This window comes from Lentzea sp. NPDC006480 (assembly GCF_040611995.1).
Lineage (GTDB): Bacteria > Actinomycetota > Actinomycetes > Mycobacteriales > Pseudonocardiaceae > Lentzea.
This window is the reverse complement of record NZ_JBEXPJ010000038.1, coordinates 17567-42653: the sequence shown is the minus strand read 5'-3', so window position 1 is coordinate 42653 and position 25087 is coordinate 17567. Positions and strand designations below refer to the sequence as shown.

Here is a 25087-nt window from a genome sequence, read left to right as displayed (position 1 = left end):
GCGTGAATCTCGCCCCGTTCCGGAACGTCCTGGCGCTGCCCGGGGTTCGTCCCCTGATGCTGCTGATGCTGTTCGCCAGGATTCCTCCGACGGCGGCGGGCGTCACGGTGACTCTGCACGTCGTCACCACGCTGCACCAGGGCTACGCGGCGGCCGGCACGGTCGGCTTCGCGACCATGATCGGCTTGGGCCTCGGGTCGCCGTTGATGGGCAAGCTGGTCGACAGCAAGGGCCTGCGGATCACGCTCGCGCTGAGCCTGCTCGAAGGCGTCTTCTGGGTGACGGCGCCGTTGATGGACTACTACCTGCTCCTGGTGCTCGCGTTCGCCAACGGGCTGGTCGCGGTGCCGATGATGTCGATCGGCAGGCAGGCGTTGACGGCGCTCGTGCCGGTAGCTCAACGACGGCCCGCGTTCTCGCTGGACTCGATCTCGGTCGAGCTGTCGTTCATGGTCGGACCTGCGGCCGGGGTGCTGATCGCGACCCGGTTCTCGACCGGCACGGCGCTGGTGGCGATCGGTGTGGCGATTCTCGTGGCCAGCGCCGTGCTGTTCGTGGTGAACCCGGTGCTGGTGCACGAGGACGAGGTGGCGGACGGTCCGCAGCCGAAGCTCTTCGAATGGCTGCGCGGCCCGGTGATCGCGGCGTTGATCATCCCGTTCGGCGCGACCATGACGTTGTCGGGCATGGAGATCGCCTCGATCGCGTCGCTGGAACGCGTGGGCGAGCAGAGCTGGCTCGGTCTGATCTTCGTGGTGATGTGCGCGGCCTCGGCGCTCGGCGGGCTCGTCTACGGCAGCCTGAAACGGGTGCCGAGCGGGGTCGTCCTGCTGGCGGTCATGGCATTGCTGGAAATCCCGGTCGGGCTGGGCGACGGCAACGTGGCGCTGCTCGCGATCGCGTTGGTCCCGATGAACTTCGCGTGCGCGCCGACCATCGCGGCCTCGACCGAGCTGATCAGCAAGTACGCGCCCGCGTCAGCCCGCGGACTGGCGCTCGGGCTGCAGGGTTCGGCGTTCACGTTCGGCGTCGCGGCCGGTCAGCCGCTCGCGGGGGTTGCCGTGGACCACAGCGGACCCCCGCTCGGCTTCGTCGTCGCCGGTCTGGCCGGACTGGTGATCGCCGGGCTGGGCTTCCTGCTCAGCAGGCAGCGTCAGGCGGTCTCGGCCACGTCCTGAGCGGAGTTCGCCAGCGCGAGCCCGGTCCGGAGCGCACCGACGGCTTCGGACACGGCCTCGCGGAAGATCCCGCCGACGCCGAGCACGTTCGCGAAACCGTGGAACAGGCCCTCGTGCCTGCGCAGCACGACGGGCACACCCTCGGCGGCCAGTCGCTCCGCGAAGGCCTCGCCCTCGTCGCGCAACGGGTCGTAGCCCGCGGTCGCGATGTAGGTCGGGGGCAGGTTCGAGAGGTCGTCGGCGAGCATGATCGACAGCCGCGGGTCGTGCCGGTCCTTGCCGCCCTCGCTGTACTTGTCGAGGAACCAGTCCATCTTCTCGTCGGTCAGGAAGAACCCGTTGCCGAAGATCTCCCGCGACCGGCGGCGCACCGAGGCGTCGACACCGGGGTAGAAGAGCAGCAGGAACGCCAGGTCGATCTCGGCCGCGTGCGCGGTGACCGCGGCCAGGTTGCCACCGGCGCTGTCCCCGCCGAGCGCGATCCGCCTGGCGTCGATGCCCAGGTCCTCGGCCTTCGCGACGGCGTAGCGCAGCACCTCGGCGGCGTCGTCGGCCGCGGCGGGGAACGGGGCCTCCGGGGCGAGCCGGTAGTCGGCCGCGAGCACCCGCACGCCGCCTTCCCTGGCGAGGAACCGGCACAGCTGGTCGTGGCTCTCCAGGCTGCCGGTCACCCAGCCGCCGCCGTGGTAGAAGATCAACAACGGCGAGCCCTCTGCCAGGCCGTCCGGCGTGTAGAGGCGTCCGGCGAACTCGCCGAGCGTGAGCTCCCGCGTGCCGACCCCGGTGATCTTCGGGCCGGCCACGAGCCTGGAGCTCAACTCCAGGTCCAGGCGACTCTCGGAAGCTGACTTCGTGCGCCAGTCCGTGCCGGACAGGTGCGCGAGCTTGAGCAACAGCTGCGCCTCCGGGTGCAGGTCCTGGCCGTCCAGGCGGATCGGGGTACCGGCGATGAGGCGGCGCACAGGCCCGGGAAGACCGAACGCGAAGCGCAGAGCACCGGCCAGCACGGCCGCCTGGAAGTTCGACATGTGTCTCACGTTACTAGCGAGTAGTGCTAGATCTCCAGGTATCTGGAGGTGGAAGGATCGGCGCCATGACGGTGACGGTGGTGGGCATCGGAGGCTCGATCAGGTCCGACTCGCAGTCCGAGCGGGCGCTGCGGGTGGCCTTGGAGGGTGCTCGCGAGCTCGGTGCGGAGACGATCCAGTACAGCGGCCCTGAGCTGGTGCTTCCGTTCTACGACCCGTCCGTGCCGGAACGCACCGACGTCGCCCTGCGGATGGTCGAGGACCTGCGCAAGGCGGACGGCGTGATCCTCGTGTCGCCCGGCTACCACGGCACCGTGTCCGGTCTGGTCAAGAACGCCCTCGACTACATCGAGGACCTGCGCCACGACGAGCGCCCGTACCTCGACGGCCGCGCGGTCGGCACGATCACCGCCGCGTACGGCTGGCAGGCCGCGGTGAACACCTTGTCGGCGGTCCGCTCGATCGTGCACGCGCTGCGCGGCTGGCCGACGCCGCTGGGCGCCGCCATCAACTCCGCGCAGGTCAAGTTCGACGGAGACGGTGCCTGCTCGGACGCCGACGTGGACCGGAACCTGCGTGTGATCGGCCGTCAGGTGGTCGAGTTCGCGCTCCGGCACGCGTCTCATCTCGACGTGAACTGAGTCACGATCGGGCAGATAAGTCGTGCGCGATCCGTTGGGTACCAGTGGGTAACAAGAAACCACTGACTCAAGGGAGAGCGGAATGGACACGCTGTACACGGCCGAGGCGACTGCTTACGGCGAAGGCCGCAACGGCGAGGTGCGCTCCTCCGACGGCGTGATCGACGAGGTGCTGTCGGTGCCGAAGGAGATGGGCGGCCCCGGCGGCGACGCGACCAACCCCGAGCAGCTCTTCGCGGCCGGTTACGCGGCGTGCTTCAACTCCGCCCTCGCGGCAGTCGCGCGCGCCGGCAAGATTCAGCTCCCCTCTTCTGAGGTAACCGCCAAGGTGGGAATCGGCCCGAACGGCACCGGCGGCTTCCAGCTGGCCGTCGAGCTCGCGGTGACGATCCCCGGATTCGAACAGGCGGTCGCGGAGAAGCTCGTCGAGCAGGCCCACCAGGTCTGCCCGTATTCGAACGCGACGCGCGGCAACATCGAGGTGGCGCTCACCGTCACCGTCTGAGGAGGCGCGTTCAACCATGGCCAAGAACCCGATCACCAGCCCGCTGTCCGACGCTGACCGCGACGCGGTCGGTTCCGTCCTGCAGGCTTCTCTGGTCGACCTCGTCGACCTGTCCCTGATCGGGAAGCAGGCGCACTGGAACGTGATCGGCAAGAACTTCCGCAGCGTCCACCTGCAGCTCGACGAACTGGTTGTGCTGGCCCGCAACGCCGCCGACCAGGTCGCCGAACGTGCCGCCGCTCTCGGCGTCACGCCGAACGGCACGGCGAAGACCGTCGCCGCGTCGTCCGGCGTGCCCGAGATCGCCGGTGGCTGGCTGAAGGAGGACGAGGTCGTTGCCTCGATCACCAGTTCCCTGGCGTCGCTGATCACCCGCATGCGTGCCCGCATCGACGAGACCGACAAGCCCGACCTCGTCACCCAGGACCTGCTGATCGGCATCACGCAGGAGCTGGAGCAGGCGCACTGGATGTGGCAGGCGCAGGCCGCCTAGTGGCGCGTCTCGGAACGTCGGCCCCGGCAACGTTCCGAGCCACACCACCAACTCATCAGCTGACGGATGGCCCGCTCCACGACGGAGCGGGCCTCGTCTGTTTTCGGCTGGTTACGGCGCGACGAGCTGGATTTCGCGGTGCAGCTGCCCGTCGACGTCCGGGTAGTAGCTGACCTCGCCGTCGCTCCACCGCACGACGATGCCGTGATCGCGCCCGGCCGTGACCGTGGCGTGGGTCCACAGGTCGTTCGGTGCCTGGACCTGGCGTTCCTGGCTCAGGTTGCTGGTCGCGACGTCGCCGTAGATGGTGAACTCGCCGTCGCTCCACCGAACGAGCAGATCGGGCGTGCCGGAGCCGGTCCAGTTGCCGCCGGAGATCGTCTGGGCGTGCGTCCAGATGCTCTTGGGCGCGGCGAGCTGGCGTTCGGAACCGAGCCCGTTGCCCGCGATGCCGCTGTAGAGCGTGGTTTCGCCGTCGTTCCACACCACCACGAGGTCGCCGCCGAGCCCGGCGATGTAGGAGGCGTGGTCCTTCCACAGGTCGTTGGGCGCGGCGAGCTGGACCTCGTTGTGGAAGCCGTTCTTGTCGACGGACCCGTAGTAGGTGACTTCGCCGTCGTCCCACGTGACCACGAGCCCGTTGTTGACGGTCGCGATGCCCTTGGCGTGCGTCCAGATGCTCTGCGGTGCCGCCAGTTGGGTCTCACCGGTGAACGGCTTCTGCGGGTCGCTGCTCGAACCACCGTGGTAGAGCGTCACCTCGCCGTCGCTCCACCGGACGACCATGTCCTGTTGCGTGCTGCCGGTGAAGCGGCCGGAGGTGATCAGCTGGGCGTGCTTCCACGTCGAACCGTCGCCGAGCGGGTAGCCGAGGTTGCCGTCGCCCGGCGGCACCGGCGCCGCGACCGCCTTGTCGTACAACGCCTTGACGCGGCCGTCGAAGCGGACGCTGTAGTTGCGCGGGTCGGTGGGCGGCAGGTTCTGCCCCTTGCCGCCGATGACGCCGATCAGTTCCTTCGTGCCGCGCAGCACCCACGGGCCGCCGCTGAACCCGTTGGGAATGCCGAGGCACTGCAACGTTTCCCAGTACTGGCCGTCACGCGAGGCGGTGCTGTCGCACAGGTACGGCTTGTGCTTGCCGGACGGGTAGCCGTAGACCGTCATGGCGGCGGGCAGCGTCGCGTCGACGTGCAGGTTGAGCGACCCGGTCACCTCGGCGATGTTCTTGCCGTTGCGCGGCTGCAACACGACGAACGCGTAGTCGTACGGCGAACCGGCGCCGTTGATGTCGCTGTTCGTCTCGTAGCCGGGGTCGATGTGGATCGTCGCCGACTGCCACGTCCCGTACGGCGCCTGTCCGTCGTGGTAGCCGGGCGTGAAGAAGATGTTGCGCCTGCCGTGGACGCAGTGCGCGGCCGTCACGATCACGTTGCCACGCGGGCTGCTGACGACGCTGCCGGTGCAGCCGTGGCCGGTGGGGTCGCTGCCTTCGGACAGCGCCCCGACCTCGGCCCTCGGCGTGGTGACCTGGCTTTGCGGTGTTGCGGCTTCTGCGGCGTGCACCGGTAGCAAAAATGCCACCAGCGCGAGAGCCGCTCCCCAGTGAGCTTTCCTCATGGGGCGGACTCTATGGTCGCGCTGGTGACATTTCCCTGACTATTGCGCGAGATGACGCCTGGCGAAGTCGACCTCGGCCGCCGTCTGCCGCATCGTCTCGGCGACGACCAGCGAACCGTGGCCCGCGTCGTAGCGGTACATCTCGTAGGCGTGACCACGAGCCGCGAGCGCGTCGAGGTAGTTGTCGATCTGCCGGATCGGGCAGCGCGGGTCGTTCTCACCCGCGAGCACCAGCACCGGCGCGGTCACCTGGTCGACGTAGGTGAGCGGCGAGCATTCGCGGTACAGCTCGGGCAGCTCCTCCGGCGAGCCGCCGAACAACGCCCGGTCGAACGCCCGCAGCGGCTCCATCTCGTCCTCGTACGCGGCGAAGTAGTCGGCCACCGGGACGCCCGCGATGCCGACGGTCCAGCGTTCCGGCTGCACCCCGATGCCGAGCAACGTCAGGTAGCCGCCCCAGCTCGCACCGCTGAGCACCGACTTCGACGGATCGGTGAGCCCGGACTCGACCGCCCAGTCGTGCACGGCGGCGATGTCCTCCAGCTCGGTCAGGCCCGGCCTGCCCTCGATGGCGTCCCGCCACTTCGAGCCGTAGCCGCTGGAGCCGCGGTAGTTCACGTGCACGGTCGCGAACCCGGCGTCCAGCCACACCGCGCGGTAGGCGGAGAAGCGGTCCTCGTCGGACGAGTGCGGCCCGCCGTGGATCATGAACACGGTCGGGAACGGTCCCTCGCCGGCGGGCTTCGAGACCAGCGCGTGCACCTCGCCGACGAACACGTCCTCGAGCTTCGACGACGTCGCGGGCTTCGCACCCTGCGGCTCGACCAGCACGCTCTCGGTGCCGTCGGTCGCCAGCGCGCGGATCACCGTGGACTTCTCGGCGGACGACCACGAGTACTCGACGGTGCCGTCCGGACGCACGCCCGCCGAGCCGATCACGCCGGGCGCGGTGTCCAGAGTGGACAGCTCACCGGTCGCGAGGTCGTAGCGGTGCACGGTGTTGCGCGCGTGATGGGTGTGCACGATCAGCAACGCGGACGCGTCCGGGTACCAGTCGGCGGCGACCTCGCCCGGCAGGTCGAGCACGATCTCCTGCTCGGTGTCGGTGGCGACGTCCCAGACCAGCAGCTCCTCGCGGCCGCGGCGCTCGTGCAACACCAGCAGCCGCTGGTCACCGCGCACCGGGCTGAACGAGATCGCGTCCAGGCCGAGGCCCTTGCCGTCCCACTTCTCGGCGACCACGGCACCATCGGCGGCGTTGAGCGCGCGCAGCGCCATGTGCCGGTTGTCGCCGTGCTCGGAGTGTGCGATCACGACCAGCGACTCGTCCTTCGACAGCGCGGTCACGCCGGCGTCGTTGACGTGCTGGTAGATCACCTCGGAGCTGCCGTTGCGCGACAGCCACACCGTGGTGCCGTCATCGGTCGACGCGGCCACCGCGACCACGTCCCGGCCGAGCTCGAGCCCGGCGGGGTAACCGGCGTGGACGTCCGGAAGCGCGGGCTCGGCCTTGCTGCCGTCCGCGGCGAACGGCTCGCGCACCCAGACGCCGAACTCGTCACCGTCGTGGTCGTCGAACCACCAGATCTCGGTGCCGTCCGGGTTCAGCGTGCCGTGCGAGGTGCCGTTCGGGCGGTCCGTGACCTTGCGGTGCTCGTTCGTCGCGCGGTCCCAGGCGTAGATCTCCCAGACGCCGCTCGCGTTGGAGACGTACAGCGTGCGGTCCGGTGCGTCGTCGGCCCAGCCGGGCAGGCTCATCCGGGGAGCGGTGAACCGCTCGCGCCACCGGGTCTCGGCGGCCGGATCGTCGAAGAGCTGGTCCGGAACGTTCGGAGCAGGGTGCGTTGTCACGCCTCAACACTAGAGTCACCGGTGGTTCTAGGGGGATTCGAAATGACACAACCACCACACGGGGCGACGGAACTGGCCCAGGTCAACATCTCGCGGCTGCTCGCACCGCTCGACAGTCCGCAGCTCAAGGAGTTCGTCGACGCCCTCGACGAGGTGAACGCGGTCGCGGACGCCGCGCCGGGCTTCCGCTGGCGGCTGCAGAGCGAGGCGGGCGACGCGACCGCGATCCCCGTCTTCGACGACGGCTGGCTGATCGTGAACATGTCCGTGTGGGAGTCGCCGGAGACGTTGCTGGCCTACGTCTACGGCGACGCCCACCGGTCCGTGCTGCGAGGCCGGCGCAAGTGGTTCCACCACCCGGTCGAGGCGATGACGGCGCTGTGGTGGGTGCCCGCGGGTCACCGGCCGTCGGTCGCCGAGGCCGAGGAACGGCTGGTGCACCTGCGCACGCACGGCCCGTCGTCACACGTGTTCACGCTCAAAGACAGCTACGGCGCGACGTCCGCGTAGCTGGTGCCGAGCTTGGCGCTGTTGAGCCAGGCCGTGGCGCGCCCGCTGTTGGGGCCCGACCGGTAGACACCCCACTTGGTGTTGACGTGCGTGCCCCACAGCGTCGCGCCCGCGTACCGCTTCTGCCCGTTGTCGAACGTCTGCTGCACGCCGTTGCGGTAGAGCTCGACCCAGCCGTCGTTGCCGCGGCTGAGCTTGAAGCCGATCACCCAGTCGTTCCACTGCCCGGTCGGGAACGGCACGGTCCAGATGTGCTTGGTGCCGCCGCTCGGCGAGGTGAGCTGGAAGCTGAGCTTGCCGTCGCCCAGAGTCCGCAGCACGAACGGCCCGGACTGCGGCTGCGACCCGCTCTCCCCCGAGATGTGCAGCTGGTAGACCGAGATCCAGTGGCCGCCGTTGGGGTTGACGTCCCACTTCGCCCGCCAGCCGAAGTAGAAGACCTTGCCGACGTCGGCACTCCCGATCCGGTACGGCGCCCCGTTCTTGCGCATGCCCCGGCTCTCGCAGCGTTCCTTGCCGTTGTTCCAGTCCCACGTCTCGTACTTGATCGAGGCCCCGTACTTCGGGTCGCTGGCGGTGGTGATGCTGCCCGGATCCTGCTCCAGCCCGTCGAACACGGCGGCCGGGCCCTTCGCGGGATCGGCTTCCCACAACACGTTCGCGGCCTGTGCCGGAGCCGGGGTGATCAACGCGGCAATGATCGTTGCGGTCAGCGCCCAATGTGCGCGCATCAGATCTCCTTCTGTGCAACGCCCGCGGCGAAGGCATAGATCGGATGTCTGCGGCGTGATTCGCACACTAACGACGATCAATTGATCGCGCCAGGTTTCCGCGGCCTCCGGAATATCTAGGTCTACGGCCCGGCGCGAGTTAATGTTGATACATGTCCGAAACGATGGAACGCCTCGCCGGGGCTGCCACGTTGGAGGAAGTGCAACGGATCGTCCGCACCACGGCCCGTTCCTCGCTGGCTGCTCACGGCGCCACGTTGGTGCTGCTGGACGGCGATCTCTGCTACTACGCGGACGAGGACTCGATGAGCCCGTTGTGGAAGGGCCAGCGCTTCCCCGCGGTGAACTGCATCAGCGGCTGGGCGATGCTGAACCGCCAGACCGTCGCGATCCGGGACATTCGCTTTGACGCGAGGATTCCTCAGGAAGCGTATCGCCCGACGTTCGTCCGAAGCCTGGTGATGGCTCCGATCCTGCGCCCCGAACCAATCGGCGCGATCGGCTGCTACTGGGCCATTCCGCACACCGCGACGCTCGCCGAGACCATGGCTCTCGAGACGCTGGCCCTGGAAGCCGGTGCCGCACTGGAACGCTTCCCGGAGGGCCTGCCCGCGCGAGGCTTCTTCAGCTAGACGCTGCGGCTTCGGACACGCGAGTCGGCATGCGGCCGATCTCATTGCCGGCCGAGCTCTTCCTCGAAGATCTGGTCGACCTGCTTGCCCGCCCGCGACAACGCCTTGATCGCGGTCATCACGACGACGAACCCTGCTGCCACTGCAGCCGCGATCCAGACCGACGTGAGCATGTAGACGATCGCCAGTGCCTGAAGCACCACAATGGACTTGGCGGCTATGACGATCCACGACCTATGGACAGGTTTGGCGGCGGCGGAGTCCATCACAAGCATCTCCCGACTTTTCCAACGAGTGCCGAACCACTGCCTTCGTCGTTTGGATCAAGACAGCCGTTACGCACCGTGAGTTGAACCGTCAACCTTCACTCGTAAGGGTTAACGCTACGTGCACGTTCCGTATAGTTTGGTGCGGAATGGTGGCGCTGCGTCATATCAACACGGTGACCGTTACGGCCGCCCGTGTCGAGCCAGACCACACGATCGGGTGGTATTAGCGAATGGCAGTGACCTTTCGCGTGAATGTCACCGCCATCCGACCCTGGCTGGATCGTGGTACGTCCGCTCGTGAGCCTCATGGCCGATTGCCGCCAGCGTGCCAGGCCCCCGCACCGCCACCCTGAACACGTGCCCGACCGAACGCGCCCCGGGATCGCGCCCAGCGTGCCCGCCAAGCCTCCGCACCAGTCAGCTCGATCCGCACGAGTGGTGAGCCAGTTCGTGCTGCTCGCGATCGCCTGGGGATCGAGCTTCCTGCTCATCAAGCTCGGTCTGCAGGGCCTGACCCCGCTGCAGGTGGTCGCGGGCCGCCTGATCACCGGCGCACTCGCTCTCGGCGTCGTCGCCGCTCTCAGCCGCCAACGCCTGCCGCGCGAGCCGATCGTGTGGGCACACCTGGCCGTGGTCGCGGTGGTGTTGTGCGTCGTCCCGTTCACCCTGTTCGCCTGGGCCGAACAACACATCGACTCCGGACTGGCCAGCATCTACAACGCCACCACTCCGCTGATGACCGCCCTCGTCGCGCTCGCCGCCCTCCCGGCTGAACGGCCCACGCGCACCAAGCTCATCGGGCTCGCCGTCGGCTTCCTCGGCGTCCTGATCGTGCTCGCCCCCTGGCGGATCCTGCTCGGTGGCGGCGCCGTGGCCCAGCTGGCCTGTCTGCTCGCGACCCTCAGCTACGGCCTGGCCTTCGTGTACTTGCGCCGGTTCGTGTCACCGCGTGGGCTGAACGCGGTTCCGGTCGCCGCCGTCCAGGTCGGCCTGGCCGCGACGATCATGCTCGTCCTGGCGCCCGCCTGGATCGCCACCCCCGCCGCCTGGAGCTGGGTCGTCCTCGCCGCCGTGGGCGTCCTGGGCGTCGTCGGGACAGGGCTGGCCTACGTGTGGAACACCAACGTCGTCGCCGGCTGGGGCGCGACCAGCGCCTCCACCGTGACCTACCTCGCCCCCGTCGTCGGTGTCGTCCTGGGCGTCGTCGTCCTCGGCGAGGCGCTGCACTGGAACGAACCCCTGGGCGGAGCCATCATCATCGCCGGCGTCGTCCTGGCCCAACGCCGCCCGGCGCACCGATGACCGGGAGTTGTTCTCCCCAATCTTTCCCACAACGGCCCGGAAAGGCCGTAAAACACAAATCAGCCCCTGTCCACATTGGATGTGAACAGGGGCTGATCTGTGTTATTTCAATCGGGGTGACAGGATTTGAACCTGCGACCTCTTCGTCCCGAACGAAGCGCGCTACCAAGCTGCGCCACACCCCGGCTGGGAACGAGTAGAACTCTACATCATGTCCGCCCCAGCTCCGAATCGGACCCCCTCGTTTCGCCCCTGACCAGGCGTGACGGGCCGCGGAACCAGTGTCAGCAGGGAAGCCTCCGGAGGGCAGCAGAACCGCACCGGCGCGTACGGCGAAGTGCCCATCCCGGCGGAAACGTTCATCCACATGTGCGAGCCCCAGCGCGAAACCCCGCGCGCACGGCCGCGGTCCAGTTCGCAGTTGGTCACCAGAGCGCCGTAGAAAGGCACGCGCAGCTGTCCGCCGTGGGTGTGCCCGGCCATCACGAAGTCGTAGCCGTCCGCGGCGAAGGGATCCAGCACACGTGGCTCGGGCGAGTGCGTGACGCCCAGCCGCAGAGCCGCGGAGTGGTCCGGCTCGCCCGCGATGTCGGCGTAGCGGTCGCGCTTCAGGTGCGGGTCGTCCAGGCCGGCGGCGAAGATCGTCTGGCCGCCGACCTCGATGTGGCGGCGCACGTGGGTCAGATCCAGCCAGCCGCGCTCGATCATGCCCGCGCGGAGGTCGCGCCACGGCAGCGTCACGCCGTGGATGCGCTTGGTCTTGGCGGACGGCAGCAGGTAGCGCACCGGGTTCTTCAGGCGCGGCGCGTAGTAGTCGTTGCTGCCGAACACGAACACGCCCGGCTTGTCGAGCAACGGGCCGAGTGCGCGCAGCACGCCGGGGACGGCGTCCTTGTGTGCGAGGTTGTCGCCCGTGTTGACCACGAAGTCCGGGTTCAGGTCGGCCAGGGAGGCGACCCAGCGCTGCTTCGACACCTGGTTCGGCGTCATGTGCAGGTCTGAGATGTGCAGCACACGGATCGGGCGCGAGCCGGGCGACAGGACCGGCACCGTCGCGGTGCGCAGAGTCCAGTGCCTTCTCTCGATTCCCGCCGCGTACGCGACGGTTGCTGCGCCTAGAGCGGTCGTGGCGAGGAGGGCTCGGCCGAGCTTGTTCACGTGTCAAGGGTACGGAAGGCGGTTAACTCGATCGGCGCGGCATCCTGCGGGCGGTACCGTTCTGCGCCATGGCGGAGTTGAAGGCGCGGCTGCAGAACGACCTGACTGTGGCGATGAAGGCCAGGGAGACGGTCACGGCCGGTGCGTTGCGCATGGCGCTCACGGCGGTCACGAACGAAGAGGTCTCGGGCAAGCAGGCTCGCGAGCTGAGTGACGACGAGGTCGTGAAGGTGCTCGCGCGCGAGGCGAAGAAGCGCAAGGAGGCCGCGGAGGCCTTCGACGGTGCCGGCCGGGCCGAGAAGGCCGACCTGGAGCGCCAGGAGCTCGCCGTGCTGGAGGTCTACCTCCCGAAGCAGCTCGACGACGCCGAGCTGGCGTCCATTGTGGACAAGGCCTACGCGGCCGTCGCCGAGCAGCTCGGTGAGACGCCGGGGCAGAAGCAGATGGGCCAGGTCATGAAGGCCGTCAACGCCGAGGTGGCCGGGCGTGCCGAAGGTGGTCGTGTCGCCGCCGCGGTGAAGGCCAAGCTCGCGAACTGACGTTGTGCCGCAGCGGCGAAACCGCTGCGGCACCCACATCACTAGACCGCGGCGTCCGCGAACTCGCCCATCGACCCGAACTCCAGGTCGTAGCTGAAGTCCCCGGACGGCTGCGGCGTCGCACCCCAGCCCGGCTTGTCGCGCCGCCGGTTGATCCACACGGACGGCAACCCTTCGCGCCGGGCCGGAACGTGGTCGTGGAACAGGCTCTGCGCCACGTGCAGCAGCCCGGAGCGCTCGATGCCCAACGAGTCGAGTGTGGTGTCCAACGCCCGGAAGTGGTTCTCCGCGGGCTTGTACCCGCCGACGTCCTCCGCCGTGATGATCGCCGCGAAGTCGCCGCGCAACCACTTGTTGCTGCCCGCGAACCCGGCGCGGTGCACATTGGACAGAATGATCAACTGGTAGCGGGAAGCCAGGCGCGCCAACGCGTCCGTCGAGTCGGGGAACGCGGGCCAGTCCGGCACGGACGCACCGAGCCGCGCGGCCCACTCGGCGCTCACCGGGCGTCCCAGCTGAGCACCAGTCCGCCGGAACGCCTCGGCGAGCACGTCCGGGTACAGCCTGAAAGTCTCCGCCTCCACGGCCGCCTCGTGCGTGCTGTAGGCGAGCAGCAGCTCCTCGTCGGACAGCGAGAGCCCCTCGGAGCGCGCCCAAGGCGAGAGCACCGCGGCGAGCCCGCTCTCCCAGTCGATGAGCGTGCCGTAGCAGTCGAAGCTGAGCGCCTGGAACTTGGTGAGGTCCATGAGAGCAAACTGTAGTACAGTTCAACTGTAGGGCAAGCAGTTAAACTGACCACATGTCCGCCCTCGACGGCCTCGAAGTGCGCCGCACCACCACGGCCCAGCAGCTCGCCGACGGCCTCTCCGAACGGATCATGGCCGGCGCTTTCGGCCCTGGTGACAGGCTCAGGGAGAGCGCGATCGCAGCCGAGCTGGGCGTCGCGCGCAACACCATCCGCGAGGCCGTCCGCATCCTGGAGCTGACCGGTCTCGTGCGCTACGAGGTCAACCGCGGCGCCGTCGTCATCGCCCCGACGAAAGAGAACGTCGAGGCCCTCTACACCGCCCGCGAACGCCTCGAAACGGCCGCGGCGGCCCGCACGCCACGCCCGGAGCAGCTGGCAGCGATCACCACCGCGTTCGACGAGCTCGTAGAGGCCACGAGGACGAACGACACGAGCCAGATCGTCGACAAGGACCTGGTCTTCCACCAGAAGATCGTCGCGCTGCTCGACAGCTCACGCCTGGACGAGTTCTTCGCCGGCCTGACCAAGGAGCTGCGCTTCTACCTCACCGTGCTCACCAAGGAGGAGAAGCCGGAGGAGGTCGTGGCCGAACACCAGGTGATCCTCGACGCGATCAGATCCGGCGACCGCGACAGGGCGGTCGCCGAGATCCGAAAGCACATCGACGCCAGCGTGCAGCGCCTCAATGCCATGCTCTAGCGCGGTTCGCCAGGCTCGGTCGGAATCGTGATCGGTGGTGGCTCGTTCGGGTTACCGGGGTTGGCCGGCGGTTGGTTCGGGTTGCTGTTCGACGGCTCGGTCGCGACCGGCGGCGGCACGTAGCCCGAGCTCACCGAGAGCGTGACGATCGTGCCGCGCAACGCGTTGCCGCGCGGCGTCTGGCTCACGACCGTGCCCTTCGGCTGCTCGGAGTTGACCGTCGACTGGCTCACCTTGTACCCGGCCTGCTCCAGGATCCGGGTCGCGTCGTTGGCCTGGCGACCCACCACGTCCGGAATCTGGATCTCCTTGCCGCCCTTGAGGTAGCGGGGCTCGACCGGGGGCAGGTTCGACACCGGGATCGACCCGTGCACCTTCGTCATCGTGTCGAACCAGGTCTTGGCCGGGATCGTGCCGCCGAAGATGTTGCCGCCGCCGCACAACCGCGGCTGACCGGCGCCGGCCAGGCAGATCGGGCGTGGCGAGGTGCCGTCGTTGAACGTCTGCACGGCGCCCGCGAAGTCCGGGGTCGCACCGATGAACGCCGCCGACTTGTACTCCTCGGTGGTGCCCGTCTTGGCGATCATCGGGCGGGTCCACTTGGCGGCACGGGCGGCGGCCGCGGCGGTGCCGTTGCCCTGATCGTCCTTGCTCATGCCGGTGGCGAGACCGTTCGCCAGGCCCTCCGCCACGACCTGCTCGCACGGCGCCTCGTTGAGCGGCACGGCTTTCTGGTTGCGGTCGAGCACCTTGGCGATGGGCGTAGGCGGGCACCACTTGCCGCCGCTCACGATGGTCGCCGCCACGTTGGCCAGCTCCAGAGTGGACACCGGTGCGGGCGACAGCGTGAAGGAGGCGTTGCCGCCGTTCTGCTTGTAGAACTCGGTCTGCGAGATGCGGTTCTGCTTGTCCTTGGCCTTCGGGTCCGGCCGGGTGCCCTGCAGGTTCGTCGCCATCGTCTCGCGCATGCCGAGGCGCGACGCCATGTCGACGACCGCGTCCATGCCGGTCTGCTCCTCCAGGATCACGAACCCGGTGTTCGGCGAGGTCGCGAGGGCCTGCTGCATCGTCATCGACGACGGGTAGCTGCCGTCGAAGTTCGACAGGCAGTACCAGCGGGTGCCGGGCTCACCGGTGCTCGGGCAGCGCTGCGCACCACCCTTGAAGACCTTGGAGACGTGGTGGGTGGGCGTCGCCATGACGTTCTCGATGCCCATGCCCTTCTCCAGCGCCGCCGCGGCCGTGAAGACCTTGTAGACCGATCCGGCGCCGAACTTGTTCTCCACGCCGCTGGGCAGGTCGAACGTCGTCTGGTTCTGGTCCGCCTTCAGGCCGTAGTCGCGGTTCGCGACCAGCGCCAGCACCTCGTGGCGCTCCTTGCCGGGCTTCACGACGGCCATCGTGTTCGCGATGCCGTCGTTGTTCTTGGCCACGCCCGCCTCGGCCGCCGCCTTCGCCTGCGAGGTGACCGTTCTGTCCAAAGTGGTCTGAATGGTGTAGCCGCCGGTGCGCAGCTGCTCCTCGCTGAAACCCGCGCGCTGCAAGTAGTTCACGACGTACGAGCAGAAGAAACCGTTTTCCGGACCGGCACCGACACAACCGTTCGGAGGCGTGCGAACGGGGTTCTGCAGCCCCAGTCCTTCCTTCTTCGCGGCCTCACCGGCATCGCGCGAGAGCTTGTCGTTCTCGACCATCCTGTCGATCACTTTGTTGCGCCGCTCCAGCGCTTTGTCCGGATACGCTTCGGGGTCGAGTGCTGACGGACTGTTCACCATTCCCGCGAGCATCGCGGCTTGAGGAACCGTCAACTTGTCGGGAGTGGTGCCGAAGTAAGCCTGCGACGCCGCCGCGATGCCGTAAATCGTCGAACCGAATGGCACGACGTTCAGGTACCTGGCGAGGATCTCCTCCTTGCCGAGCTTTCGCTCCAGCTGCAAGGAGATCCGGGCCTCGCGCATCTTGCGCGCGATGGTCTGCTCCTGCGCCTTGGCCTGCTCCAGCTTGTTGTTCCTGGCCACGACGTGCACCAGGTAGTTCTTCACGTACTGCTGGGTCAGCGTGGACGCGCCCTGCGACACCGAGCCGCTGACCTGGTTCGTCAGCCCGGCGCGGATGGTCCCCTTCCAGTCCACGCCCTGGTGCTCGTAGAACCGGCGGTCCTCGACCGAGATCAGCGCCGCCTTCATGGTCGGCGAGATCTTCTCGGGCGGTGTCAGGACTCTGTACTGGTCGAACAGGTAGGCGATCGGCAGCCCGTCCTTGTCGGTGACCGTGGTGATCAACGGTGGGTCCGTCGTCACGAGGTCGGCGGAGATGCTGTCCACGGTGTCGCTGGCTCGGTTCGACACGAGGCCTGTCGCGCCCACGACGGGGAACAGCATGCCGGCGAGGAGAACCCCAGCCAGCAGGCACAGGCCGAGCATCTTGAGCACGCCATTCCTGACTCGCACGCGGGTCAGCGTACGCCGTACACGAACGGGTGAAGGTGATCAGTAAGGGCCGTTACTCAGCATGAGTAGACATACGCAAGACAGGTAACAACTCGGTGGCCCAGGGTTGGACGTGGAACCGAACGGCACTACAGTCCGTCAACGTCCAAGGAATGCAGCCGTGGCTCGAACGCTACGGCATCCGTGGCAGGGGTGTGGCGGATTTCCACATTTGGACAGCACTGAGGAGTGGGGGATATGAACCAGGGGGATTGGCGTATCAACGCTTCGTGCCGAGATGAGGAGCCGGATCAGCTCTTCGTCCGAGGTGCGGAGCAGCGCAAGGCGAAGCTCGTGTGCCTGGGTTGCCCAGTTCGCATGGAATGCTTGGCGGAAGCGCTGGACAACAGGATCGAGTTCGGGGTCTGGGGAGGCATGACCGAGCGCGAACGCCGTGCTCTGCTGCGCCGCCGTCCGGACGTCGACTCGTGGTTCGAGCTGCTCGACAACGCACGTCAAGAGCACCTCGAAGACACCCGAGTCGGGTAACGGCTACTCCCCGGCGAGGCGCCGGCCTATCTCTCGGAGGCCGTCCAGGTCGTGCACGTCCGCGGGCAACGCGGGCACGCCGACCAGCGCCACAGCGGGGTGAGCACGTGTGAACCGGGCCAGCAGCCGCCTTTCCCGATCGGCGACTGCTACCCGGTCCGCATGCAGCCTGAGCACCGCCGCCGCGAGCGGCGCGTCGCCGGAGCGGTCCAGATCGTCCGCCGCGGCGAGCGCGTTGGCCGCGGGCAGGTCCGTCGCGATGACGGGATGAGTCCTGTTCGCGACGAGCCCGCACAACGGCATGTTCTCCGCGCTGAGCCGCTCAACGAAATAGCTCGCTTCGCGCATTGCGTCCGGTTCCGCCGCCGCCACCACGACAAAGCCGGTGCCCGGTGAGCGGAGCAGCTCGTACGTGCGCTGAGCGCGTTCGCGGAATCCGCCGAACATGCTGTCGAACGCCTGAACGAAAGTTGACGCGTCCTGCAACAGCTGGCCGCCGACGATCGTCGACACAGCACGTGTGAAAAGGCTGAAACCGGTTCCGACGATCTTGAGCAGCCCGCGGCCGCTCGCTCGCGCGGGTGCCGAGAGCATGCGGATGAACCTGCCGTCGAGCACCGTCGACAGCCGCTGGGGCGCGTCCAGGAAGTCGAGCGCCGACCGCGACGGCGGGGTGTCGACGATGATCAGGTCCCACTCGTCCTGCGCCACCAGCTGGCCCAGCTTCTCCATCGCCATGTACTCCTGCGTGCCGGAGAACGACGAGGAAATGGTCTGGTAGAAGGGGTTCGACAGGATCTGGTCGGCCCGGTCGCGGCCCGCGTGGGTGAGCACCATGTCGTCGAACGTGCGACGCATGTCCAGCATCATCGCGAACAGCTCGCCCTTGGGCTCGAAGCCCTCGACGACGACCTCGCGCGGGTGGTTGTCCAGTTCCCGCAGGCCCAGCGACTGCGCGAGCCGCCGCGCCGGGTCGATCGTCAGCACGACGACGCGCCGGCCTCGTTCGGCCGCCCGCAACGCCAGCGCCGCCGCCGTCGTGGTCTTGCCGACGCCACCGGAGCCGCAGCAGACCAGCACTCGGGTCGCCGGGTCGTCGAGCAACGGGTCGAAGTCGAGCTTCTCGGTCACCGCACACCTGCCGCGACCAGCACCTCGGCCAGCTCGTACAGCGCGGCCACGTCCACCCCGTCGGTCAGCTCCGGCAGTTCGAGCGTCGGCAGGTCGGACTCACTGAGCAGTTCCATCGCTTCTTGTTGTGACTGCACCCGGATGGCGTGCTCCACCGTCTCGTCGACCAAACCTTCGAGCGTGAACTCGTCGAGCTCCAGCCCGGCGGCCTTCAGCCCGGCGAGCACCCGGGACGAGTCGACCCGGCCCTCGGCGGCGACCGGGACGGAACGGGCGGGCAGCCGCGCCGGGTGGACCCGGTTGACCAGCACCGCGCCCGGCCGCAGGTCCGCGCCGTCCAGCTCGGAGACCGCGTCCAGGGTCTCGCGCACCGGCATCTCCTCCAGCAGCGCCACCAGGTGCACCGCGGTGTCGCCGGAGTGCAGCAACCGCACCACGCCGTCGCTCTGCCCCTTGATCGGACCGACCTTCGCGAGGTCGGCCATGGCCTTCGTGACGTCCAGGAACTTGACCACGCGCCCGGTCGGCGGCGCGTCCAGCACCACCGCGTCGTAGAGGTGGCGGCCGTCCTTGCCGGTGCGGTTGACGCACTCCTTGACCTTGCCGGTCAGCAGGACGTCCCGCAGGCCGGGGGCGAGCGTCGTGGCGAACTCGATCGCGCCCATCTTGCGCAGCGTCCGGCCAGCGAAGCCGAGGTTGTAGAACATCGCCAGGTACTCCAGCAGCGCGGCCTCGGCGTCGATCGCGAGCGCGTGCACCTCACCGCCACCCGGAGCGGACGCGATCCGTTCCTCGGAGTACGGCAGCGGGGCGCGGTCGAAGAGCTGGGCGATGCCCTGACGACCCTCGACCTCGATCAGCAGCACCCGGCGGCCACCGGTGGCGAGCGCCAGTGCGAGCGCGGCGGCGATCGTGGTCTTCCCGGTGCCGCCCTTGCCGGAGACCACGTGCAGGCGGGCTCGGGTCAGCTCCTCGGTCCACGACGTCACACCTCCAGACTAGGTGTGAAATCGGTCGAAGGTGGATTGGTCGGTCAATCCATCATGGTGAGGAAGAAGACGGCCATCGCGGTTGCGGCGACCAACGCCCAGGAGACGACCGACGGCAGCCACAGCGCGATGCTGACCGTGATGACGCCCACGACCACGAGCCCGATCAGGCCCGCCTTGACGACGTCCGCGTGGTGACTGTGCTTGCGATCACGCACCTGCGCCATGGCGACGAGCACCATCACCAGCCCACCCACCCCGAACAGGCTGGTAGCGATGATCCGCCACGTCTCCATGTGATCAAGGTAGTCCGAACGGACGGAACCACGCATAGGGCGATCGGGTGGCAAGTTAGGCTCCGCGCATGACGAAGTGGGAGTACGCGACCGTGCCGTTGTTGATCCACGCCACGAAGCAGATCCTCGACCAGTGGGGCGAGGACGGCTGGGAGCTGGTCACCGTGCTGACGAACCCGACCGGTGAGCAGCACGTCGCGTACCTGAAGCGGGAGAAGGCATGAGCACCTGGAGCACCCGCCTGAAGGAGCTCGGCATCGAGCTGCCCGGCGTCGCCGCCCCGCTGGCCGCCTACGTGCCGGCCACGCAGAGCGGTTCCTGGGTCTTCACCTCCGGCCAGCTGCCGTTCGTCGACGGCCAGCTGCCCGCCACCGGCAAGGTCGGCGCCGAGGTCTCCCCGGAGGAGGCCAAGCAGTACGCCGCGACCTGCATCCTCAACGCACTCGCCGCGGTCCACGCGCTCGTGGGGATTGACTCGATCAAGCGAGTCGTGAAAGTTGTCGGTTTCGTAGCCTCCGCCGAGGGCTTCACCGGCCAGCCGGGTGTCGTGAACGGTGCCTCGGAGCTGCTCGGCGAGATCTTCGGTGACGCGGGCAAGCACGCCCGGTCGGCCGTGGGGGTGGCCGAGCTGCCGATCGGCGCTCCGGTGGAGATCGAACTGATCGTCGAGGTGTGACATGTCGGACACGTGCCACGAACTGCTGCTGCGGCTCGCCGGACGCCTTCCGGACGACCTGCTGTGGCGGTACCGGGACTGGGCGGCCTCGGACGCGTATGCGGTGCTGGCGCGGTCTTTGCCGCGCACTCTGCTGCACGGACGCATCCCTCTGACTGATCATGAACTGCGCCTTTTGCAGGACGCGCTGGTGCCCTATGGAGCGGAACCCGGTGCTGTCAGTTCGGTCAAAGGGCTGGACGAACTGCCACCCACCGACTACACCTTCTCCCCGGAATCACCCGATCGGGTGCCGATGGGGGATTCCGCGACCGTCGTGCTCGGTGCCACGCTGCGAGGCCGGCACGGGGTCGGTGAGGTTCGCTCCTGCTGGCGCATCGGTCCCTCCGGGATCAACCGCGTCCTGCTGGTAGCCGCCACCACCGGCCACGCCCGGCTGACCGGCGAGTTGCAGCGCGTGCTGCGGGCATTGGGCGAACACGATCCCTGTGTGGAGGTCGTGCCGTCCGGTCTGGACCTTCCGCCCTACCACCGGGCGGCGTTGGCGGCATCGGAGCTGGTGTGCGCCGGCGCCGAGTCCGAGGAGCACCTGGTGCTCAGCTAAGGAGAGTTGACGTGACGAACGACGGTGTCGGCCTGCCGGTCCGTCTCCACGATCTCCTGCTGTCGATGGCCGGGCGCGTTGACGACGACGCCCTGTCGCAGGCACGAGAGTTCCTCGCGGTGGGAGAGCTCGACCGGGCGGTCGAGCTGCTCGTCGGCACGCTTCTCGCGGGCAGCATCCCGGTGCTGCCGGACGAGCGGGCAGCCATCACGTGGGCGCTGCACGAGGTGCGTTCCGACGCCGCCCTGACCGACCGGCTGCCGGTCGTCGAGGTGCTGCCGTTCGTGCGCCACCGCTTCACCGCCGAGCACGACCCGGCCGCGGACCTCTCGGGCGTCCTGACCCGAGCGGTGTCGGTGCTGCCGGACATCCGTTCTGTGCGCTGCGTCTGGCGTTCGTCCCCGGCGGGCTCCACCCCGGGCCCGCTGCCGCAGCGCGTGGTGCTCGTGGACATCGGTCCGCAGGGCTTCGCGCCCGCGACCTCGTACCGAATCGACGCGGTGCTGCGCAAGGCCGGCATCCGGGCCGCCGTCGAGGTCCTGACCGTCGGCACGCAGCTCAGCGACTACCACGCCTCCGCGGTGACGGCGTCGCGTGCGGTGCCGATCTCGGGAGCACCCGTCTCGGCGCCGCCTCCGCCGCCCAGCGCTCCGGCGATGGCCCACGAGCCGCCCGCGACCTGGTTCGACCAGTCCGAAGAACTTCCCGCTCCGGCGCCGGTGGCCGAGCCGACACCGGCGCCGGAGCCAGTGGAGGAGAAGACCGGCTCACGTCGCACCCGCACGAACAACACCACGGCGCTGGAGGGCTCGCAGCCGTTCCCGCCGAAGCCCGTGAAGCGGATCTCGATGGCCCCGGCCGAGCCGGAGATCGAGGCCCTGCCGGAGCCCATGCCGATCAACCGGGCCGAGGTGACCACGGAGCTGAAGCCGGACGAGCTGGCCGCCCTGCAGGCCGCGCTGGCGGAGGAACCGGCTGAGCCGTCGTCCGTCGACGCGAACCTGAGCGAACGGGAGCGCGCGCTGCTGCAGCAGCTGCACGAGGAGCTGGCGCAGCGGGAGCAGACCGGGGCGAAGGCGACCGACACCGGTCGCTGGCAGATCGACCGGTCCTCGGCGCGTCAGTCGGCGTTCGGCACGTCCAACAACGGGCACCAGCCTCAGTAGTTGCGCAGGTACTCCAGCTGGGCCCGCACGGACCACTCCGCGGCGGGCCACAGCACCCTGTCGACGTCCGCGTAGACGATCTCGACGACCTGGCGCGGGGTCGGTGCGCCGCCCAGCTGCTCCACGGCTTCGCGGACCTGTTCCAGCCGCTGGGTGCGGTGGGCCAGGTACATCCGCGCTGCCTCGCCGGCGTCTGCGAGCTCAGGGCCGTGGCCGGGCAGGACCGCGGTGTTCTCCGGGAGTTCGGCGAGTTTTTTGAGGGACTCGAAGTAGTCGCCGAGCTTGCCGTCCGGGTGGGCGACGATCGTGGTGCCGCGGCCCAGGACGGTGTCGCCGGTCAGCACCGCCTCGCCGTCGATCACGAAGCACAGCGAGTCGCTGGTGTGGCCCGGCGTGCCGAGAACGCGGAGTTCCAGGCCCGCGCTCGTGATCACGTCGCCGTTCGTCAGGCCTTCTGAGCCGTAGGTGAACGTCGGGTCGAGCGCGCGCACCGGGGCGTTGACCAGTTCAGCGAACTCCCGCGCGCCCTCGGAGTGGTCCGGGTGGCCGTGGGTCAGCAGGATCTCGGTGATCGGGCCGTGCGCGGCGATCCGCTTCAGATGGGCGTGGTCGAGCGGCCCTGGGTCGATGACGACGAACTCCGCGGCGTCCGGGGCCTTGAGCAGCCACGTGTTGGTGCCGTCGAGCGTCATCGGGCTCGGGTTGTCGGCCAGCAGCACGGCGGCGTGTTCGGTCACCTGACGAAGCTCGCCGTACCTCGGGTGCGCGGCACGGGCGCCGATCAGCGGGGAGCCGCTCACTGGAACACCACCCGGATCGTGTCGCCGTCGCGGATCAGCTTGGGGATGATCTTCTCGACGCTGCGCTCCTCGGCCATGATCTTCTCGACGCTGCCGAGTGCGCCGACCTCGTCGAGGGTGCGCCAGGTCGGCGGCATGAGCATGCGGCGGCCGTCCTGGGCGTCCTGGATGGCCTCTTGAGGGGTCTGCCAGCTCGCGTCGGACGCCTCGGTGGTCTCGCCGTCCGCGCGTTGGCCGGTCGGCAGCGCGGCGACGAAGAAGCGGGTGTCGTAGCGGCGGGGTTCTTCGAGCGGCGTGACCCAGTTCGCCCACGGGCGCAGGAGATCCGCGCGCAGGACCAGGCCCTCGTTCGCGAGGAACTGGGCCAGCGAAATTTCGCGGTCGACCAGCTGCTGGCGTGCGGTGGCGTAGGCCCTGGTGTCCGCGACGACCGACGAGCTGTCGGGGCCCGCGAGCAGAACGCCGGACTCCTCGAAGGTTTCGCGGACAGCCGCGCAGACGAACGCGCGGGCCGTCGCGGCGTCCACGCCGAAGACCTCGCCCCACCACTGCGGTGGAGGTCCGGCCCACGCGACGGACGTGTCGGCGTCGCGTTGGTCCACGCCGCCACCGGGGAAGACGGTCATGCCGCCCGCGAACGCCATGCCCTTCACGCGGCGCAGCAGGAACGCTTCGAGACCCTCTTCGGCGTCCCTGAGCAGCACCACGGTGACGGCATCGCGGGGCTCGGCGGGTTTCGCGACCGGCGAGGCGGGTACCAGGTTTCCCGGCAAGGTCATGTCGTCGGGCATTCTCCGAGCGTACGACCGCGCTTACCCGAGGATGGTGTGATGGCGACGAACGTCTCCGGCTGCCTGGTGAAGATCCTGCTGTTCCTGCTCGGAGCGATCCTGGGCACCGGCATGACCGCGGTGGCCGGCGTGGTGATGTTCGTGCCGGATCGCACGACCGTGATCAGCGTCGATCCGACCTCCACCGCGCCCGGCGTGTACGTGAAGGAAGTTTCCCGGCTCGTTGGCGGCACCTACTACGAGATCTGGCTGGGCCCTTCCGCTGACCGCGGCCACGTGGTGACCGTGCCCAACGGCTGGGAACACGACCCGGACCGCGAGGTCTCCTCCGACGGCGTGCGCCTGAAGTTCGACAACGGGGGCGAGATCTTCGTCCCCAAGGCCAGTTACTCCTGAGGCAGGATGTGCGAGTGGACGAACAGCTGCGCGTAGGACTTGTCGGTGCGGGCCCGTGGGCCGAGATGATCCACGCCCCCGGCATCGCGAACCACCCCGGCACGACGCTGACCGGTGTGTGGGCGCGCCGCCCGGAGGCCGCTGCTTCGCTGGCTTCGGCCCACGGCGCGGAACCGTTCGAGGACTACGCCTCGATGCTGTCCACTGTGGACGCCGTGGCGTTCTGCGTGCCGCCGGACGTGCAGGGCCCGATGGCGATCGAGGCCGCTCGTGCCGGCAAGCACCTCGTCCTGGAGAAGCCGATCGCCGCGTCGGTTCCCGTCGCTGCCGAGCTGGTTTCGGCCGTGGAGGAAGCGGGTGTCGCGTCCCTGGTCGTGCTGACCCGCCGCTACGCCCCGGAGACCAAGGAGATGCTGGCCCAGCTGCACCGCACGGGCGGCTGGACCGGAGCCGACAGCCGCTGGCTCGCGGGCGCCCTGCTGGACGGCCCGTTCTCGAACTCCCCGTGGCGCCACGAGAAGGGCGCACTGGACGACGTCGGCCCGCACGCGTTCGACCTGCTCGACGCGGCCCTCGGCGAGATCACCGACGTGATCGCCGCCCACGTGTCCGAGACCGGGCTTTGGCAGCTGATCCTGCAGCACGCGGGCGGCGCCACCAGCACCGTCTCGCTCTGCCTGTCGTTGCCAATGCAACCACCTTTCGCGGACATCACCGTCTTCGGAACCAACGGGCACCGAACGCTGTCCAACCGCGACACCCCTGCTCTGGACTGCTTCACCAACCTGCTCGACGACTTCGTGGCCATGGTGCACAGCGGCACCACGACCCACGAATGCGACGTGCGCCGCGGCCTGCACCTGCAACGGATCATCGATCTCGCGAGGCGCAAGGCCGAAAGCTAGAAGTACCCGCGAAGGTTCGTGCTGAAGGCGCCGGCGTCACCCGTCGGCGCCCCAGCCCAGTCCTCGTCCCACGGCAGCTCTTCCGGCGTGCCTCGATGCCGCGCGAACACGTGCTGGTGGAAGTGCGCCACCGCTCGCCCCACCACAGCCGAGAACACGAACTCGGGATCCAACTCCGCGCGCAAACCCACCGCCACCAGGCGCACAGCCCGAGCCACCGCCTCGGCTTCGGCGACTGTCAGCAAATCCAAAGTCGCGACGTGCCGCCGCGTCTCCACGAACAGATGTCCCAGTACCGAACCAGGCTGGTGCGACACGACGACCAGGTCGTCGGTGAACACCACTGGGCCGACCAGCGGCCCCGAACCCTGGTGCTTGGCGCAGATCAGGCATCCTTCCGTCACCCGCTGAGACGACATGCTTGCGCTCCGTTCCAACGTCCGAAATTGTCAGA

30 protein-coding genes and 1 tRNA gene are annotated in these 25087 nt (G+C 68.6%); 16 read left to right on the top strand and 15 right to left on the bottom strand.

What is annotated here, in order from left to right; genetic code table 11:
- Positions 1 to 2: 2 nt before the first annotated feature.
- Positions 3 to 1178 carry an MFS transporter gene (locus tag ABZX92_RS17620; RefSeq protein ID WP_355559957.1) on the top strand — a complete coding sequence of 392 codons (1176 nt, stop codon included), beginning with the start codon at positions 3 to 5 and terminating at the stop codon, positions 1176 to 1178.
- On the opposite strand, the gene ABZX92_RS17615 is transcribed toward ABZX92_RS17620, so the two are convergent.
- Complete coding sequence (locus ABZX92_RS17615; RefSeq protein ID WP_355559954.1) at positions 1154 to 2206, bottom strand: alpha/beta hydrolase; 1053 nt, start codon at positions 2204 to 2206, stop codon at positions 1154 to 1156. The genes ABZX92_RS17620 and ABZX92_RS17615 overlap by 25 nt on opposite strands.
- A 65-nt stretch (positions 2207 to 2271) precedes the next feature.
- On the opposite strand from ABZX92_RS17615, the gene ABZX92_RS17610 reads away from it, so the two are divergent.
- From ABZX92_RS17610 to ABZX92_RS17600, 3 genes are all read left to right on the top strand, one after another.
- Positions 2272 to 2847, top strand: coding sequence for an NAD(P)H-dependent oxidoreductase (locus ABZX92_RS17610; RefSeq protein WP_355559952.1), 576 nt, complete (start codon positions 2272 to 2274; stop codon positions 2845 to 2847).
- Between the two features lie 82 nt (positions 2848 to 2929).
- Positions 2930 to 3352, top strand: a complete 423-nt coding sequence (locus ABZX92_RS17605) for an organic hydroperoxide resistance protein (RefSeq protein WP_355559949.1) — start codon at positions 2930 to 2932, stop codon at positions 3350 to 3352.
- A 16-nt stretch (positions 3353 to 3368) separates the two neighbouring features.
- Positions 3369 to 3845, top strand: a complete 477-nt coding sequence (locus tag ABZX92_RS17600; protein ID WP_355559947.1) for a DNA starvation/stationary phase protection protein — start codon at positions 3369 to 3371, stop codon at positions 3843 to 3845.
- Between the two features lie 111 nt (positions 3846 to 3956).
- On the opposite strand, the gene ABZX92_RS17595 is transcribed toward ABZX92_RS17600, so the two are convergent.
- Together ABZX92_RS17595 and ABZX92_RS17590 are read right to left on the bottom strand one after the other, a co-directional pair.
- Complete coding sequence (locus ABZX92_RS17595) at positions 3957 to 5462, bottom strand: trypsin-like peptidase domain-containing protein (RefSeq protein ID WP_355559944.1); 1506 nt, start codon at positions 5460 to 5462, stop codon at positions 3957 to 3959.
- A gap of 39 nt (positions 5463 to 5501) precedes the next feature.
- Entirely contained in the window at positions 5502 to 7313 is a 1812-nt protein-coding gene (locus ABZX92_RS17590) for a prolyl oligopeptidase family serine peptidase (protein ID WP_355559942.1), read from the bottom strand.
- Positions 7314 to 7355: 42 nt separating this feature from the next.
- Here ABZX92_RS17590 and ABZX92_RS17585 point away from each other — a divergent pair, with 42 nt between their 5' ends.
- Positions 7356 to 7823, top strand: a complete 468-nt coding sequence (locus ABZX92_RS17585; protein WP_355559939.1) for a DUF3291 domain-containing protein — start codon at positions 7356 to 7358, stop codon at positions 7821 to 7823.
- On the opposite strand, the gene ABZX92_RS17580 is transcribed toward ABZX92_RS17585, so the two are convergent.
- A complete protein-coding gene (locus tag ABZX92_RS17580; RefSeq protein WP_355559936.1) occupies positions 7802 to 8554 on the bottom strand; it encodes a heparin lyase I family protein in 753 nt (250 codons plus the stop codon). The two genes, ABZX92_RS17585 and ABZX92_RS17580, sit on opposite strands and share 22 nt — an antisense overlap.
- 152 nt (positions 8555 to 8706) lie before the next feature.
- On the opposite strand from ABZX92_RS17580, the gene ABZX92_RS17575 reads away from it, so the two are divergent.
- Entirely contained in the window at positions 8707 to 9186 is a 480-nt protein-coding gene (locus tag ABZX92_RS17575) for a GAF domain-containing protein (protein WP_355559934.1), read from the top strand.
- 41 nt (positions 9187 to 9227) lie between these two features.
- Here ABZX92_RS17575 and ABZX92_RS17570 read toward each other — a convergent pair whose 3' ends face one another.
- On the bottom strand, positions 9228 to 9452 hold the full coding sequence (locus ABZX92_RS17570; protein ID WP_355559932.1) for a hypothetical protein: 225 nt from the start codon (positions 9450 to 9452) through the stop codon (positions 9228 to 9230).
- A gap of 360 nt (positions 9453 to 9812) precedes the next feature.
- On the opposite strand from ABZX92_RS17570, the gene ABZX92_RS17565 reads away from it, so the two are divergent.
- A complete protein-coding gene (locus ABZX92_RS17565; RefSeq protein ID WP_355559930.1) occupies positions 9813 to 10757 on the top strand; it encodes a DMT family transporter in 945 nt (314 codons plus the stop codon).
- A 111-nt stretch (positions 10758 to 10868) separates the two neighbouring features.
- On the opposite strand, the gene ABZX92_RS17560 is transcribed toward ABZX92_RS17565, so the two are convergent.
- Both ABZX92_RS17560 and ABZX92_RS17555 read right to left on the bottom strand, forming a co-directional pair.
- Positions 10869 to 10942 (bottom strand) — tRNA-Pro (locus ABZX92_RS17560).
- A gap of 19 nt (positions 10943 to 10961) precedes the next feature.
- Positions 10962 to 11915: a metallophosphoesterase gene (locus tag ABZX92_RS17555; protein WP_355559928.1), complete on the bottom strand. Its 954-nt coding sequence runs from the start codon at positions 11913 to 11915 to the stop codon at positions 10962 to 10964.
- 68 nt (positions 11916 to 11983) lie between these two features.
- Here ABZX92_RS17555 and ABZX92_RS17550 point away from each other — a divergent pair, with 68 nt between their 5' ends.
- Positions 11984 to 12454, top strand: coding sequence for a GatB/YqeY domain-containing protein (locus ABZX92_RS17550; RefSeq protein WP_355559926.1), 471 nt, complete (start codon positions 11984 to 11986; stop codon positions 12452 to 12454).
- A gap of 41 nt (positions 12455 to 12495) precedes the next feature.
- Here ABZX92_RS17550 and ABZX92_RS17545 read toward each other — a convergent pair whose 3' ends face one another.
- The gene (locus ABZX92_RS17545; RefSeq protein WP_355559923.1) at positions 12496 to 13200 is read right to left on the bottom strand and encodes an HAD-IA family hydrolase; all 705 of its coding nucleotides are present in this window, start codon (positions 13198 to 13200) and stop codon (positions 12496 to 12498) included.
- A 53-nt stretch (positions 13201 to 13253) separates the two neighbouring features.
- Between ABZX92_RS17545 and ABZX92_RS17540 the strand changes: the two genes are divergently transcribed.
- Positions 13254 to 13901: a GntR family transcriptional regulator gene (locus ABZX92_RS17540; protein ID WP_355559920.1), complete on the top strand. Its 648-nt coding sequence runs from the start codon at positions 13254 to 13256 to the stop codon at positions 13899 to 13901.
- Here ABZX92_RS17540 and ABZX92_RS17535 read toward each other — a convergent pair.
- Positions 13898 to 16351: a penicillin-binding protein gene (locus ABZX92_RS17535; protein WP_355559917.1), complete on the bottom strand. Its 2454-nt coding sequence runs from the start codon at positions 16349 to 16351 to the stop codon at positions 13898 to 13900. The genes ABZX92_RS17540 and ABZX92_RS17535 overlap by 4 nt on opposite strands.
- 237 nt (positions 16352 to 16588) lie before the next feature.
- Between ABZX92_RS17535 and ABZX92_RS17530 the strand changes: the two genes are divergently transcribed.
- A complete protein-coding gene (locus tag ABZX92_RS17530) occupies positions 16589 to 16879 on the top strand; it encodes a WhiB family transcriptional regulator (RefSeq protein WP_109630938.1) in 291 nt (96 codons plus the stop codon).
- A 3-nt stretch (positions 16880 to 16882) separates the two neighbouring features.
- On the opposite strand, the gene ABZX92_RS17525 is transcribed toward ABZX92_RS17530, so the two are convergent.
- From ABZX92_RS17525 to ABZX92_RS17515, 3 genes are read right to left on the bottom strand one after another with little or no spacing between them, the layout of a single operon-like run.
- Positions 16883 to 18010 (bottom strand): ArsA-related P-loop ATPase, encoded by a 1128-nt coding sequence (locus tag ABZX92_RS17525; RefSeq protein ID WP_355559914.1) that lies wholly within the window; start codon positions 18008 to 18010, stop codon positions 16883 to 16885.
- On the bottom strand, positions 18007 to 18999 hold the full coding sequence (locus tag ABZX92_RS17520; RefSeq protein WP_355559911.1) for an ArsA-related P-loop ATPase: 993 nt from the start codon (positions 18997 to 18999) through the stop codon (positions 18007 to 18009). Before ABZX92_RS17520 ends, ABZX92_RS17525 begins: the two co-directional genes overlap by 4 nt.
- A gap of 44 nt (positions 19000 to 19043) precedes the next feature.
- The gene (locus tag ABZX92_RS17515; protein ID WP_355559909.1) at positions 19044 to 19295 is read right to left on the bottom strand and encodes a hypothetical protein; all 252 of its coding nucleotides are present in this window, start codon (positions 19293 to 19295) and stop codon (positions 19044 to 19046) included.
- 68 nt (positions 19296 to 19363) lie between these two features.
- On the opposite strand from ABZX92_RS17515, the gene ABZX92_RS17510 reads away from it, so the two are divergent.
- Genes ABZX92_RS17510 through ABZX92_RS17495 form a run of 4 tightly spaced genes read left to right on the top strand, consistent with a single transcriptional unit; the run spans position 19364 to position 21741 of the window.
- Positions 19364 to 19519 (top strand): DUF4177 domain-containing protein, encoded by a 156-nt coding sequence (locus ABZX92_RS17510; RefSeq protein ID WP_355559906.1) that lies wholly within the window; start codon positions 19364 to 19366, stop codon positions 19517 to 19519.
- Positions 19516 to 19971: a RidA family protein gene (locus tag ABZX92_RS17505; RefSeq protein ID WP_355559903.1), complete on the top strand. Its 456-nt coding sequence runs from the start codon at positions 19516 to 19518 to the stop codon at positions 19969 to 19971. The genes ABZX92_RS17510 and ABZX92_RS17505 overlap by 4 nt, the downstream gene beginning before the upstream one ends.
- 1 nt (position 19972) lies before the next feature.
- Positions 19973 to 20575 (top strand): hypothetical protein, encoded by a 603-nt coding sequence (locus ABZX92_RS17500; protein WP_045311610.1) that lies wholly within the window; start codon positions 19973 to 19975, stop codon positions 20573 to 20575.
- 11 nt (positions 20576 to 20586) lie between these two features.
- Entirely contained in the window at positions 20587 to 21741 is a 1155-nt protein-coding gene (locus ABZX92_RS17495; protein ID WP_355559900.1) for a hypothetical protein, read from the top strand.
- On the opposite strand, the gene ABZX92_RS17490 is transcribed toward ABZX92_RS17495, so the two are convergent.
- The gene (locus ABZX92_RS17490; protein WP_355559897.1) at positions 21735 to 22541 is read right to left on the bottom strand and encodes an MBL fold metallo-hydrolase; all 807 of its coding nucleotides are present in this window, start codon (positions 22539 to 22541) and stop codon (positions 21735 to 21737) included. The two genes, ABZX92_RS17495 and ABZX92_RS17490, sit on opposite strands and share 7 nt — an antisense overlap.
- On the bottom strand, positions 22538 to 23332 hold the full coding sequence (locus tag ABZX92_RS17485) for an NUDIX hydrolase (RefSeq protein WP_355559894.1): 795 nt from the start codon (positions 23330 to 23332) through the stop codon (positions 22538 to 22540). The genes ABZX92_RS17490 and ABZX92_RS17485 overlap by 4 nt, the downstream gene beginning before the upstream one ends.
- A 39-nt stretch (positions 23333 to 23371) precedes the next feature.
- Here ABZX92_RS17485 and ABZX92_RS17480 point away from each other — a divergent pair, with 39 nt between their 5' ends.
- Complete coding sequence (locus tag ABZX92_RS17480; protein ID WP_355559892.1) at positions 23372 to 23728, top strand: hypothetical protein; 357 nt, start codon at positions 23372 to 23374, stop codon at positions 23726 to 23728.
- Between the two features lie 14 nt (positions 23729 to 23742).
- Positions 23743 to 24633, top strand: coding sequence for a Gfo/Idh/MocA family oxidoreductase (locus ABZX92_RS17475; protein WP_355559889.1), 891 nt, complete (start codon positions 23743 to 23745; stop codon positions 24631 to 24633).
- Here the strand turns inward: ABZX92_RS17475 and ABZX92_RS17470 are convergent.
- Positions 24630 to 25052 (bottom strand): HIT domain-containing protein, encoded by a 423-nt coding sequence (locus tag ABZX92_RS17470; RefSeq protein WP_355559886.1) that lies wholly within the window; start codon positions 25050 to 25052, stop codon positions 24630 to 24632. The genes ABZX92_RS17475 and ABZX92_RS17470 overlap by 4 nt on opposite strands.
- Between the last annotated feature and the right edge of the window lie 35 nt (positions 25053 to 25087).

Coding starts and splice junctions, on each gene's coding strand:
- ABZX92_RS17515 (WP_355559909.1), bottom strand. CDS start 19,295: ATGGAGACGTGGCGGATCATCGCTACCAGCCTGTTCGGGGTGGGTGGG.
- ABZX92_RS17505 (WP_355559903.1), top strand. CDS start 19,516: ATGAGCACCTGGAGCACCCGCCTGAAGGAGCTCGGCATCGAGCTGCCC.
- ABZX92_RS17595 (WP_355559944.1), bottom strand. CDS start 5,462: ATGAGGAAAGCTCACTGGGGAGCGGCTCTCGCGCTGGTGGCATTTTTG.
- ABZX92_RS17485 (WP_355559894.1), bottom strand. CDS start 23,332: ATGCCCGACGACATGACCTTGCCGGGAAACCTGGTACCCGCCTCGCCG.
- ABZX92_RS17500 (WP_045311610.1), top strand. CDS start 19,973: ATGTCGGACACGTGCCACGAACTGCTGCTGCGGCTCGCCGGACGCCTT.
- ABZX92_RS17550 (WP_355559926.1), top strand. CDS start 11,984: ATGGCGGAGTTGAAGGCGCGGCTGCAGAACGACCTGACTGTGGCGATG.
- ABZX92_RS17470 (WP_355559886.1), bottom strand. CDS start 25,052: ATGTCGTCTCAGCGGGTGACGGAAGGATGCCTGATCTGCGCCAAGCAC.
- ABZX92_RS17580 (WP_355559936.1), bottom strand. CDS start 8,554: ATGCGCGCACATTGGGCGCTGACCGCAACGATCATTGCCGCGTTGATC.
- ABZX92_RS17480 (WP_355559892.1), top strand. CDS start 23,372: ATGGCGACGAACGTCTCCGGCTGCCTGGTGAAGATCCTGCTGTTCCTG.
- ABZX92_RS17575 (WP_355559934.1), top strand. CDS start 8,707: ATGTCCGAAACGATGGAACGCCTCGCCGGGGCTGCCACGTTGGAGGAA.
- ABZX92_RS17600 (WP_355559947.1), top strand. CDS start 3,369: ATGGCCAAGAACCCGATCACCAGCCCGCTGTCCGACGCTGACCGCGAC.
- ABZX92_RS17540 (WP_355559920.1), top strand. CDS start 13,254: ATGTCCGCCCTCGACGGCCTCGAAGTGCGCCGCACCACCACGGCCCAG.
- ABZX92_RS17605 (WP_355559949.1), top strand. CDS start 2,930: ATGGACACGCTGTACACGGCCGAGGCGACTGCTTACGGCGAAGGCCGC.
- ABZX92_RS17530 (WP_109630938.1), top strand. CDS start 16,589: ATGAACCAGGGGGATTGGCGTATCAACGCTTCGTGCCGAGATGAGGAG.
- ABZX92_RS17585 (WP_355559939.1), top strand. CDS start 7,356: ATGACACAACCACCACACGGGGCGACGGAACTGGCCCAGGTCAACATC.
- ABZX92_RS17615 (WP_355559954.1), bottom strand. CDS start 2,206: ATGTCGAACTTCCAGGCGGCCGTGCTGGCCGGTGCTCTGCGCTTCGCG.
- ABZX92_RS17610 (WP_355559952.1), top strand. CDS start 2,272: ATGACGGTGACGGTGGTGGGCATCGGAGGCTCGATCAGGTCCGACTCG.
- ABZX92_RS17510 (WP_355559906.1), top strand. CDS start 19,364: ATGACGAAGTGGGAGTACGCGACCGTGCCGTTGTTGATCCACGCCACG.
- ABZX92_RS17545 (WP_355559923.1), bottom strand. CDS start 13,200: ATGGACCTCACCAAGTTCCAGGCGCTCAGCTTCGACTGCTACGGCACG.
- ABZX92_RS17570 (WP_355559932.1), bottom strand. CDS start 9,452: ATGGACTCCGCCGCCGCCAAACCTGTCCATAGGTCGTGGATCGTCATA.